Source organism: Xenorhabdus budapestensis (genome assembly GCF_017743015.1).
Taxonomy (GTDB): domain Bacteria; phylum Pseudomonadota; class Gammaproteobacteria; order Enterobacterales; family Enterobacteriaceae; genus Xenorhabdus; species Xenorhabdus budapestensis.
The window spans coordinates 1,776,904-1,789,415 of record NZ_CP072455.1; the positions used below are offsets into that span (position 1 = coordinate 1,776,904).

Consider the following 12,512-nt stretch of genomic DNA (forward strand, 5'->3'; position numbering starts at 1 on the left):
ACACGAAGACGAAAATCACACCACTGACGGAGAAAAAACTATGACTATTTTCCTGCATATCCAAGCTAGCGCTCCTAACACCGTAGCGGCGATTGTGTACCCTCGCTGGATCTGTCAGACTCCTTAAAAACGAAATTTTCTAAAATCCGAACTGATATTTACCAGTCCGTAACTGACAACATTATTGTGGCACTGTTAGCAGGAATTAAGCCGTGGTCGTACCCGTGATAGCGAGTTCTAGCATGGCAGTATTAAATGTCTACCTCACGCCCTGAGACATTCGACAAGATTTTATGCTTTAAGCAAAGGAGAATTTCGAACTTTTAGTGCCAGTAAGTATTTTGCTTCGTAATAACAAATTGTTATGGTGCAAATTTACGTTGTGTTTCGGTTATGTACCATAAAGTCAATTAGTCGAGTCCTTCTTATTAACTCTTTTAATTGGTCATTAGATTTTCTAGGTGGCCCATCCAGTTTAACTTTTTTAATAGGAGTAGTGTACAACATGTTTTGGGGCATAAATGAGTTAAAGCAAACTGTCAAAATTAGTCATTTTATGAAATTATATTTGACAGATTAAATTCCAATTAACCCATAACATAAGCTGTTGACCCTACTCACCATAGCCGCTAATATTCCACTTACACTAATGATCCATCGCCTGTCAGGATCGCCTTCGGGTGGCGAAACAAAACTCTCGTAGCCTGAAAGAGAGAGCAAGAATTGCGGTACATCTGCCCACCTTTGGGAGCAGATATTGTCAAGACACCTAAAACATCGTCTGGCAATGAAGGTCTCTTAAACTAATAGATAACCCAAAAGGATATCTTTATCTTGTTACCGAAGTGTATTGAACGTGGGTTCATACACTGGCGTTTCAAATCAACATAAATCCTATTTGTCTTCAATGAACAACAGGATAGCCTTTGCGCATCTGTTCATACTTTTACCTATCCCTGTTTGAATTATTCAATAGACAATTTTTCTACAGCTAATCCATTAACATGACTACCGTTTGATATTTAACCTTACGGCATTTTGCTGTGCCTGATGGTACTTCAACGTTCGCACGATTTTTGCTGACTGTTTACAGAACTCAAGGTGTCACTTTTTGCAGGTTTACAGGTTTACCGCTGAAAGTGACGCCGCAGCCATAGCATCACTCAACCCTGACAGACTCTGGCCTGATTAACCACGCAGTGAATCTGACACTGCTTTTTATAGATTGAAAAAGGAGAGATTGACGATATCGAGGCTGGCTTTATGCCGGTGGGGATGACCTGTTCATACAGGCGGCAGTACCGTGTACTCAACCGATGCCCCGCAATACCTCAACTTGCGTTCACTCTGGCGCACAGATATCGATCAAGGGCAAAGCAGGTATTTTTTGTTTTGTCCGAACTGTCGCGCGCCAGAGATTGCATGTTGTCAGGTATAAGTAAGAAAATTAATGAACTGGTTGATTGGGGAATTAAGTATTTGGATCGCTGTCCGTTATGTTGAGTGAGTTTATAGTCGTTAAACTTAGCCGTTCGGTTATTGATTCAGATAAAACAATCAGTTAAAGTTTCCCCGCCATTGGCACAATCCAGTGGTAAGGTTTCGCAGCCTTGTAATGAACTATCCACTGGTAGGAAGTTTCTACCAGTGTGTCTGCTATCGCCTTTTCAATGGCGGTTCAGGTGGGGGAGGCTTAGGCCTCGCCGGTTGATAGTTCCCGGTACTGCGAACCCTGTCTGAATCGCCACCATCAATATTAATTAATGGAAGGGGTAGCAGGAATGAATAACAATGTTAAAAATGACTGGCATCAGGCCGATATTATTGCTGCATTACGCAAACGAGGTACAACTTTAGCGGCTGTCTCTCGTGAGTCGGGACTCAGTTCATCTACACTGGCAAATACTCTCAGCAGACCGTGGCCGAAAGGCGAATGGATTATCGCTAACTATCTCGAAATACACCCATCTGAAATCTGGCCGAGTCGCTATTTTGATTCGTATGGTCGACTAATTGAACGTAAGGTTCGCGATAAACCACAGGAATAACCCGTTTTAATTTGTGATCTAGTTCGTAAAAATGATAAATATTTATATGAAGCCTTGAGTGTGAAATGGCAGTTAAATTTGACCATTTTCAAATCTCATGGCTTTTTTGCTTTAACACGATGATTAAACAGTTATAAACCTAATTTTCACGCACAATCGACCAAATTTGATGTAGCAAAATAATGTGGGGGTACTATTGGGGGTATGTAACTTTTTTCATAAAATTAACTTATTAAACATTAGCATGTTAATATGCCAGTATTGCGCTCTCCTCCAACGAACTTCAATATCTAACTCTCCCAAGGTCTAGCGTCGTCTTCCTAAATCTATGCAATTTGTTGTATAGTTTTTTGTATAGAAATTCCCTCTACAATTTTCCTATACAATATTGGTGATTTATGAAGCTGACAGACATGGCATCAAGCGTGCTAAGCCAAAAGAAAAATCATATACGCTGGCGGACGGTAACGGGCTATCTTTGTTAGTTGAAACTAATGGATCTAAAGGTTGGCGCTATCGTTATCAGTTCACAGGTAAAACTAAAATGATATCGTTAGGTATCTACCCAGTTGTAACTCTCACTGAGGCAAGAGCTAAAAGAGATGAGGCTAGAAAACAGGTAGCTAACGGCATCAATCCGAGTGAAGCCAGAAAAGCGGAGAAAGTCGCATCAATTAGCCAGTCTGAGAATACATTTAAAAATATCGCTCTCGAATGGTACGAAGGTAGAAAAGATAGATGGTCTGTCGGTTATCGTGACGACATGATGGACGCATTCGAAAAAGATGTGTTTCCTTATATAGGTGATCGCCCGATTGCTGACATTAAACCAATGGAACTACTCGAAGTGCTTTCTGTTATGGAAAAACGCGGCACAACTGAGAAATTGAAGAAAGTCCGCCAGCGTTGCGGTGAAGTTTGGAAGGACGCCATTATTACGGGCAGGGCGGAGTATAATCCAGCGCCAGATTTAGCTAGTGCCTTTGTTCCTCATGAGCGTGAACACTACGCACATCTTTCAGTAAGCGAGTTACCAGAATTCCTTTCTTCTATAGATAAATATATGGGAAGCCAGATTGTTAGAGTGGCTTTACGGATTCTTATATTAACCGGAGTTCGACCAGGCGAATTAAGAAAGGCTGAGTGGTCAGAAATTAATTTTGATACTGGTATATGGGAAATTCCGGCCGAAAAAATGAAAATGCGCCGCCCTCATATAGTGCCATTGTCTGAACAGGTTATTGAGTTACTGAAACAGATACACCCAATCAGCGGTAGTTATCAATATATTTTTCCTAGCCGTACTGATTATAGAAAGCATATATCCGATATGGCATTAAATACGATGATTAGGCGTATGGGTTATAGCGGTAGAGCCACAGGTCACGGCTTTAGGCACACCATGAGCACTATATTGCACGAACAAGGCTACAACACCGCATGGATTGAAACACAGCTTGCTCATGTTGATAAGAACAGCATTCGAGGAACCTACAATCACGCCCAGTATTTAGATGGTCGTAGGGAAATGCTGCAATGGTATGCCGACTACATGGAAACACTCGAACGAGGTGAAAATGTGATACATGGCAAATTTGGGAAGAGTATTTAACTGGATGAATAGACAGTTATTATTGACTTTAGTAGACTATCGAAGACGTTAAAGAATAAAGCTATGCCTAGGGTCGCTCCCGAAAATCCGTACACCTCTACGAACTGGCATAGCTCCTACTAAATAGAGGGCGTGAGGTGCAAATGAAAAATAAACCTGATTATTGTCCAGAGTGGTTTGATTTAGATAATTATAATGTTTGCTATAAATTCAATAGAAATGCATGGTGGCAAGCAATTATGCATCGCAAAACATTACTCTCCAATAATTTGGAGCAAATTTTATTATCTGGAATGAGTAAGGATTATGCTATAGATACGTTGAAATTTTACTCAACCGAGGCTAATGCAGTTATTTATAATAACTCAGGCGAAGAAGATGCCTTGCTCAGAGATAATAGTATTTCAGAGATTGGATTATTTGAATACATTGATATTAATGATACTTTAAGGAAGAAGCATCCTGAAATTATGAGTGGCATCAGCAGAATGCTCAAAAGAATTGATAAATATCAAGAAATAGAAGGTATAACAGTAGATTCAATGGGATATGAATACTTATGGTCTGATTATGACATAGATGAGTTTTTCCCTTCCGATTTAAAAATTACTGGTTCTTTTTATGATCAGGGTATAAAGTCACCACCTTATATTCACGTGGATTTAAATAAAAATGATGATTTAATTATTGATGATTTCATTGAATGGTTAAAGCAAAAAAGAAAGCAAAAAAACATTACGTCTAGAACAGTAAGAATTACAGATAAAGATTTATCTAAACTAGCTGAATACAAAGTCTTACCATTTATTGATTTATATTTATGGGGAATAATATCCGGACAAGAGTTGACCCAATATCAAATGGCAAGTTTGCTATTTCCTAATGAATTTGATGTTGACATAAAAGATAGGTTAAGAGCTGTGACTAAACCTAAAGCAATGGCATTATTGAATAGTAAAATTGATTTAATCATGTAATGAATTTTCGTTTTTTTCGTTTCGGAGTAAAAATAAATATTTTTATTTCGGAGCGAAAGCTATAGGGTTTTAATTCGCAATAAAATTAATAAATTACCGTCTCTCGTATCATCTTACTTTTTGAAGTTTAATACCTCCTGTAATCAAACAACGTCCATTACAACATCTTAAGGACTAGATAACAGGGGGCTACATGCTAACAATCACAACACTCAAAGCAAACCTTATCCGTTTACCCGAAGTTCAGCGCAGAACTGGCTACGGTAAAGCGTGGATCTACAAACTCATTGCAGACAATAAATTCCCGAAGCAAGTCAAAATAGGTACTCGCTCAATCGCTTTTATTGAGTCAGAAATTAATGACTGGATATCACAGCGAATCTCTGAATCTCGCGGTGAGGCTATGTAATGAAAAACTTTATATTCCTGCCAACAGTAGAGAACGTAAATAACCCATACAGCCGTAAACTTGCTAATTAAGGAATAACATCATGGAAAAAATTACTGCCTTGATTGGCAACGGCCAAACTCACTCTAAATTCAGCCAGAGTGATATTTCAATTATCCGTAAGGCGGTTATTTCGGGTAACTGGACGGCAATTAACAAAGGTATTTGCACACTCACTGACTTGGGTTTACGCCATAATGGACAGGGACTTGTTTGGCTTAATTCTGGTGTATCGGTTCACGATGCGGATAAGGACACGGGGCTGACAGGCAAAGCTAAAACATCATTCGATTACCATGCAGCGTTATGTCCAAATAACGCATTGGAAAACAATGATTTTTGTCGTGGTGTCCATCCTCATAAAGTAGACAATTATTGCCTGCTGATATTGTCAGAGTCGAATTCGTGGGTTGAATACTGGCATCGAAAAGATGGCAAAGCATTGACGACTTTTGCAGTACAGGTACTCACCAATGAAAGACAGGAGGCTTTTGATAACTGGTTTATCTATCGCCACCCTACACAGCAAGACAAGTACACTGTTATTAATGTTGAAAAAGATAAGACGTTGGTACAGGAATATATTCGCCACGGCTGGTTATGCGAATCAACTTATGAACTTTCTTTGTTGGTAAAAAACAATATTGAGTTTGGTCGCTTAATGGCTCGATTGGGCTATATCAAAATCCGAACCGCTAAGATCACGGGACATAAAGAAACGTTCTGGGTTTATCGTTCCGCTGAAAAGGGGTTAAGTGCCAGAGAAAAGCAACCTTGCATTGATGCCAGCTATGCTCGTGTGATAGCGCGTGTTTCTCATGGAAAACAGTCGTTATGTCCAAGTAACACATTAAAAAATAATGGGTTTATTCCATTTGCCCAGTACGCACATTCGAGCGCATTGCTGTAGATGGTCAGTGGCTTTATGTCTATGCCGATCACATCCGTTTTCTGACTAAAAAACGTCACCGCGTTGAGGGTATCCGAGTTCAGGGCTACACGGCTCAGGGCATAGAACTGCGAGAGGTGGTGTGATGGTCATTATTAACTATAGGGATTCTTTGATCTTAAGGAGTCCTACTGTTGAAGTTCTCACTTTGGCTGCCCCGATAATTTCGGGTCAGTTACCTAACCCATTGAAATATAGTCACACGGCATATTTGCAGTCTGGTCATAATATGCGCGTATCATTTAGCGACGCGGTTAATTTGCGATCCTCATTTAGTGGAGCACAAAAAGAAAAGGATAGCACGGCGAATGCTACCCTTTGGCGTAAAGCAGATTTTCTTTACAAGATAAATCAATCAGTTACCCGTAATCCAAATCTGGTTTACGAAGAATTACAACAGTTTAAGAACTTACCATCTTTAAGAGGGTTAGTTGGGTTCACCTCTTTAAGAGGTGTGGTTAGTTACTGCTCAGATGATACTTTGGTTTTGTTCTGCTCAAGAAAAATCGGACACTTTTACGAAGGCCATGTCATATTCCACGGGTGTTAAATCATTATTGGCCGTGTGCAATCGTGTTAAATTGTAATAATGCAGATAATCCAATCCATCTTTTTTCCTCTCTGCCTGGTTTTCATGATGGGTTTTGAAGAGCCAATCCTGTTTCAAACTGCCAAAGAAACGTTCGACAACAGCGTTATCCCAACACGCCCCGACATCCCCCTGGCTTGCTCTCATGTCATAACTGCTGAGCAAGTCCCGGTATTGCTGAATTGTTTACTCAAAAACCACCGACTAAAGTCGGTGGGTTAGTGATTAACGGACTGAAAGTCCGGATATGCATCGGCTGAACGATGCGTCAATTGTCCAGCCTGAAGTTATCATTCGGGTTTGGTTCAAAATGATGCTCCAGATAGGCCTTTATCATCTCTTCCGTTAACTGACCTACCGTCGCACAAAAATAGCCTCTGCCCCAAAAATGCTGACCCCAGTAACGCTTTTTCAGGTGAGCAAACTCTTCAAACAACTTGCTCGCTGTCCTTCCCTTTATTCGCTTCATGATTTCTGAGGGCGCTAAGGTCGGAGGACAACTCACCAGTATGTGTACATGATCTTTGCTCACGACTCCTTCTACTATCCTGATTTCAAACGCTTCACATGTCTGACGAACTCACTCTCGCACCCGTAGGCCAACTTCACCTGTCAGTACTTTGTATCGGTACGTTACCCACACGAAATGATACTCAATCTGAAATACCGTGTGGCTGCCATATCTGTAATCCATATTGCACCTCTCGTGCAACAGAGTATCGCAGCTAAAGCTGACCGACTAAAGTCGGTGGTTTTAACCTTTCATATGGAAAAATAAACTTTATTAATCCCTCCCTCAGTTTTACGTGGCATCCTTGTGATATAAAAAAATTACGTAATGAACTTCTAATCTATTCATTGAAAACACCAAAATAGACTTTTCCGTATTGATAAACCTAATGATTAATGAGGATCATATATGAATATCCAAGAAAATAAACTTAATAAAACCCCGAAAAAAGATGATGTATTTCCTAATACTCCTATCAGGGAAAAACAAGCTGTCGCGCTAACTCAAGCTGTAAACAGTGACAGTAATATCTTTGGCTTTGGCTACCAACACGCCAACTTCTTCAATAGCCACTTCGGAGCTTAATTCTATGACAAAAACATTTAAAGTTCCTTTCGCCGCACAAGGAGATCGGGTTTCCATTCCTGATGAAGTTCAAGCAGATGGTGCTGTTTCGTATGCACAAGGTTATGGCAGTGGATATGGACTTGATCCAAACGAAGATCCTACCGCAATGAATATTGAACGTGAAAAAATGAACGGTATTTTTCACGATATCACCGAAGCGGTGGGGGAAATACAAGCCTTTGGAGCTGCTCAATGGAAAAATGATGCACAACCTTATCCCTTGCGTGGGTTGGTCTACCATAAAGAAAAACTCTGGCAATCACCTATTGAGAATAATAAGGATGAGCCTGCTGTAGGTACTGCTTGGGTAGAGTTAAAAGCTGATCTTACTGCTAGTGATGTGGACGCCTACAGCAAGGATGAATCAAATCAGCGCTTTCAGTCGAAAGGTAATTACCAACTTGCGGGTGATTACGCGACAAATTCAGCGCTAAATAACGGATTAGGACAAAAAATTGATAAATCCAGTATTGTCCAAAATACCGGAAATTCAACAACATCGGTAATGAGCCAGAATGCCGTAACACAGGCGCTTAAAAGCTCAATGGATATCGACACGATTTATCCTATTGGTGTTGTTATATGGTTTGCTAAAAATAAAAATCCAAATAACTTATTTCCCGGAACGAAGTGGGCTTACATTGGTGAGAATAAAACCATTCGATTAGCTGCTGGTAATGGTTCAAATGTATTATCAACAGGAGGAGACGACATTAAATCGCTGTCTATAAAGCATATTCCAAAGCACAGTCATTTTTTTAGCGGTAATACCAATAGTGCTGGAGGTCACAATCATAATAGAGGGAATATGAATATAACTGGTTACATACCCAGTGTTATTGTGCATGGAGATGAGCTTTTTGGAGGTGCTTTTGCTAGAAATGGGCGGAGTCTACCTGGGGTAGAATATACAGATGTATGGGAAAATCTTACTACATTTGATGCATCTCGAACTTGGACGGGAAATACATCATGGGCAGGAGAGCATGCACATAATATCAGTGGTAATACAACCGAAACTGGAAATGGAGACGGGTTTGATGTGACTAATGCTTATATTATGTTAATGGGCTGGTATCGAACTGCATAGCTTATTTATGGAAGCCTTAGCCTTCTCCAAGCTAAGGCTTAACTTTTTTGAACCAAGTGCGAATAAAAATACGCCATAATGCCAGTTTTATTTGAGTGATAAATGTGCGTTTTCGATTTTTTATATCTACCTCAGTCAGTGTATATTCTCGTTCCCCTATCGATGAGCTAAGTGATTGGACAGAAGTATGAATTACTGGAGGGAAAACAGCTTTCAATTTAATTACACCCTGTTCTCTGAATAATTTCCATTCATCTGCAACAAACCTGATAGGTGTGAGGAAATGGTATAGTTTTTTAGCGGCTGCTTGATTGATAACATAACCATGAGAGAGTGCTGCATCTATTACATTGACAATTTTGTATTCATCAATGAGCGATTTTTGAAAAGATTTAAAATATTCATTCGGCTTATTGAGTAAAAATACGATAGGTTCTTTACTTATTTCTACTGATTCTAGTGCCTGCAATACTCTGGATAGACTATTATCTAATCTGGCATCATCTTCTAACACAAGTGAAATAGGTATATTGGCATCTATCATTTTCTTATAGACATTCAAGTGACTCATTGAGCAGCCAACTTCTCCAAGAGTGAGAGTCATTTTATCGAAGTCTGGGCAGATGTCTTGGAGTTGTTCGTCAGTGAGTTCTTTTCCATACACCGCTGTAATGAATTCAGCTTCAAGATCTACATTTTGCAATTGTTCTTGTATTGATTGTTTGCGATCTATGTCTTTTTCTAAATTAATAACAAATATTTTCACATCAATCTCACTATTCTTATGATGGAGTTTCCAATCTTGCTAAGTATTAAGATAGCATCATCAGTATATTACCACCACATTATTCCTTGCTCTACTTTGTAGAGTATCGAAAAGTGAGATGGTGAATTAATTTAGTGACTGCCTCAAATACTCCTGACACTCTTCCCACACATAATCAGGGTTAATATCTGAATAGCCTCTTTTTTCATCTATAGCTTGGTTTACCCAAACAGGCATAACTATACATGTACCATTATCACGAATTGATTTCTCAACTCTTTTAAAAGCCGAAATGAGTCGATTTTGATAAAAAATATTAATTTGTTTTAACTGGAAACTCATCATTCAAGAGAGGAAAAAGTTGACGTAAAAAGGTGTGAAACAAACGAAAAAATCTATACAGGTAAGTGAACATTTTAACCATTTTTTATTGTCTTTTTACTATGGGGTTTTTCCCTAGTTTCTCCCCCATATTTCCCCCCTCAAATTTCACCCATAAAAAACCAACCCTAACAGGTTGGTTTTTTATGGGAAATTTGGTCGGCATGATAGGATTTGAACCTACGACCCCCGACACCCCATGACGGTGCGCTACCAAGCTGCGCTACATGCCGATGACTTCGCTTATAGTACCTTTTTTTATTCGCAAAGCAAGCCCCTTGTTTAGTGAGTGATTGATTTTTCAACAATTAGTTTGCTAAAAATCGTTTAATTTCAGTTAGTATTTGTAACAACTGAGTCAAATTGGGTTTGGCATCTTGGATCTCATTGCCATTTAGGTCATACAGGTGATATTCACCATTCTTGGAAAGGTAGATTGTGTTTTGAGCTGTTGTCACAATTAATGAACCATTTTCACCAGTGATCAGCCAAGGAGTATTTCTTTGAGTTCTGAAAAGGTCTTCTCCCTGCGAGTAATCACAGGGGGTATTACTGACATGCAATAAACGTTGCATTAATGTCGTCATAACATCCTGATGGCTAGTCAGTTTGTTAATAGTTTGTGCTGGTGTACCTGGCCAATGGATAATCAGTGGAACGTGCATCTGTTGACGATTGAATTTATCGCCTATAAACCATTTTGGTGGATAGTTTGTAATGGTGCTGCCATGTTTAGCAGTAATAACAACAATGGTATTGTTTAGGACACCTTTATTTGTTAAAGCTTCCAGAACATGGTTGATTTCAACATCCAGTGTTTTCTTGTCAACTTTATCTGATGAAGGTGGAATACCATTCAGGTTTAAGAATGAAAACCATGGTGTTGTGTTATTACGTAAATTTAGCCACTGTTGCCATTGTTCCAAGGTTAAGCGGTCATTTGGTTTGTCAACATTGGGGAGTGAATAGTCAGTTAAAATAGCTTGGCGGTAAAGTGGAGTTTTGAATCCATCTGATGAGTATAAACCAAACTGATACCCTTGATGAGTCAAGGCATCTATAAGTGCCGAAGATTTTCTGCTGTAAAGAATACCATCCAGATAGCCAGATGATATGCCGTAGAATACTCCGAATAACGCAGTATCGTTTTGCATACCAGTGCTGAAGTGTTGGGTGAACTGGATGTTATTCTTTGTAAAGCGTTCAAGGAATGGCATCTCATTAGCGGTAATGTCATCATTATCTAAACCATTCACAACCAGTAACAATAGATTATAACCGCGCCCGCTATCACGGTAAGACAACGTATTCAATGGATATTCAACTGTCAGGGCAGCAGGATTGCCTTGTTGGCTTATACGACGCTGGTACTCTTGCTTATCCAGCAGGCCATGTTTTTCAAGAAACTTACGTGCTGTCATTGGATATGAAAGTGGTAAGTTCGAGCGTTGCATGGTAATAGGCCGATAGAAATTGGCATCTGCCCAGATATACATCATATGGGAAGCGACAAAAGCTGTGATAAATACAGCGGCTAATGGTTTGCCGAACCGTTGTCGATTCAGGCTGCGTAATTTTTGCCAACTCCACGTACTGTATAGCATCTGTACCAGAAAAATAACTGGTATGCAGATGAACATCAGTTGCCATTCTCTTGCCCGTTCACCTTGTTCCGGGTTGGTTACCAGATCCCAAACTAATGGTGTCAGGTGTAGGTGAAAACGCACATAGATGGAGGAATCAAGTATCAGTAGTGTTAACCCTGCCGTTGCCACGGTGGCAGAAAGAAATCGTAGCAACCTTTGTGACATAACAATAAATGTCAGCGGGAATAGCACCAATAAATAAATGGTAAAAACAATGAAGCTGAAATGACCGAGCCAACTGACCAGCGCATAGATGCGTCCAAACAGTGAACCCGGCCAATCCGATGCGAATAAATAGCGACTGCCCAGCACAAGACTGAACACAATATTGAACAGAGCGAACCAGTGTCCCCAACTGATCATCTGAGAAACTTTTTCGCGGTAATGCTGGCGGCTAGTCACCATATTTTCTTACGTTAATGTCTTAATGGAAAAATCAATGCGCTTTATCTTCATTGATTGAAGATTGTAACGCGTGTGCAAACGAGTTTGCGATATGTCTGCGTTGGGCAGGAGCAATACTCGTGTTGATCAAATTCGTAACCATGTTACCTAAAACCATCAATGAAAGATCGGTAGGAATATGGTTTTTCTCGAAAACATTTACCAGTTCAGCGAGTAAATGTTCAACTTTTTCATCGCTGTAGCGAGATGACTGTGGCATGACTCAAATATCCTGAATATACAAAGCTTCATATATTACCGTATAGAGGGGGTATTTTCTGCTTTTTTATAACAATTTAATTTCATTATTGTGCAAATTGTTGCCATTCTTTTAGCTGTTGCATTATTTTAATCTTTGAAATGATTAACGTTAATAATTAAATTGTGAGCGCTTTTCCACCATTGGGATTTTTGGTTGCAGCAG

Annotated in this window: 9 protein-coding genes, 1 tRNA gene and 4 pseudogenes; 8 read left to right on the plus strand and 6 right to left on the minus strand. The window is 39.6% G+C overall.

Annotated elements, in window-relative coordinates; translation table 11 throughout:
- Window positions 1–40 precede the first annotated feature (40 nt).
- The 6 genes and pseudogenes from HGO23_RS19640 to HGO23_RS08110 all read left to right on the plus strand — a co-directional run.
- Window positions 41–225 (plus strand): annotated as a pseudogene (locus tag HGO23_RS19640) (DNA primase); the annotation flags it as partial.
- Window positions 226–1,781: 1,556 nt separating this feature from the next.
- A complete protein-coding gene (locus HGO23_RS08090) occupies window positions 1,782–2,048 on the plus strand; it encodes a helix-turn-helix domain-containing protein (RefSeq protein ID WP_099134068.1) in 267 nt (88 codons plus the stop codon).
- A gap of 398 nt (window positions 2,049–2,446) precedes the next feature.
- Window positions 2,447–3,660: pseudogene (locus HGO23_RS08095) on the plus strand (tyrosine-type recombinase/integrase).
- Window positions 3,661–3,803: 143 nt separating this feature from the next.
- Window positions 3,804–4,637: a DUF6387 family protein gene (locus HGO23_RS08100; protein WP_209028509.1), complete on the plus strand. Its 834-nt coding sequence runs from the start codon at window positions 3,804–3,806 to the stop codon at window positions 4,635–4,637.
- 193 nt (window positions 4,638–4,830) lie between these two features.
- The gene (locus tag HGO23_RS08105) at window positions 4,831–5,046 is read left to right on the plus strand and encodes a helix-turn-helix transcriptional regulator (protein WP_209028510.1); all 216 of its coding nucleotides are present in this window, start codon (window positions 4,831–4,833) and stop codon (window positions 5,044–5,046) included.
- 82 nt (window positions 5,047–5,128) lie between these two features.
- Window positions 5,129–5,995: a hypothetical protein gene (locus tag HGO23_RS08110; protein ID WP_209028511.1), complete on the plus strand. Its 867-nt coding sequence runs from the start codon at window positions 5,129–5,131 to the stop codon at window positions 5,993–5,995.
- A 535-nt stretch (window positions 5,996–6,530) separates the two neighbouring features.
- Here HGO23_RS08110 and HGO23_RS08115 read toward each other — a convergent pair.
- Window positions 6,531–6,809 (minus strand): annotated as a pseudogene (locus HGO23_RS08115) (integrase core domain-containing protein); the annotation flags it as partial.
- Window positions 6,810–6,891: 82 nt separating this feature from the next.
- Window positions 6,892–7,317, minus strand: a pseudogene (tnpA, locus tag HGO23_RS08120) (IS200/IS605 family transposase).
- 225 nt (window positions 7,318–7,542) lie between these two features.
- Between tnpA and HGO23_RS08125 the strand changes: the two are divergent.
- Together HGO23_RS08125 and HGO23_RS08130 are read left to right on the plus strand one after the other, a co-directional pair.
- Window positions 7,543–7,719 (plus strand): hypothetical protein, encoded by a 177-nt coding sequence (locus HGO23_RS08125; RefSeq protein WP_209028513.1) that lies wholly within the window; start codon window positions 7,543–7,545, stop codon window positions 7,717–7,719.
- A 4-nt stretch (window positions 7,720–7,723) separates the two neighbouring features.
- Window positions 7,724–8,851, plus strand: coding sequence for a phage baseplate protein (locus HGO23_RS08130; protein WP_209028514.1), 1,128 nt, complete (start codon window positions 7,724–7,726; stop codon window positions 8,849–8,851).
- A 31-nt stretch (window positions 8,852–8,882) separates the two neighbouring features.
- Here HGO23_RS08130 and HGO23_RS08135 read toward each other — a convergent pair whose 3' ends face one another.
- From HGO23_RS08135 to HGO23_RS08150, 4 genes are all read right to left on the minus strand, one after another.
- Window positions 8,883–9,617, minus strand: a complete 735-nt coding sequence (locus HGO23_RS08135) for a glycosyltransferase family 25 protein (RefSeq protein WP_209028515.1) — start codon at window positions 9,615–9,617, stop codon at window positions 8,883–8,885.
- 537 nt (window positions 9,618–10,154) lie between these two features.
- Window positions 10,155–10,231: transfer RNA gene (locus HGO23_RS08140), tRNA-Pro, on the minus strand.
- A 75-nt stretch (window positions 10,232–10,306) separates the two neighbouring features.
- Window positions 10,307–12,049 (minus strand): LPS biosynthesis-modulating metalloenzyme YejM, encoded by a 1,743-nt coding sequence (gene yejM, locus HGO23_RS08145; protein ID WP_209028516.1) that lies wholly within the window; start codon window positions 12,047–12,049, stop codon window positions 10,307–10,309.
- Window positions 12,050–12,080: 31 nt separating this feature from the next.
- A complete protein-coding gene (locus HGO23_RS08150) occupies window positions 12,081–12,308 on the minus strand; it encodes a YejL family protein (RefSeq protein WP_099134811.1) in 228 nt (75 codons plus the stop codon).
- Window positions 12,309–12,512 lie beyond the last annotated feature (204 nt).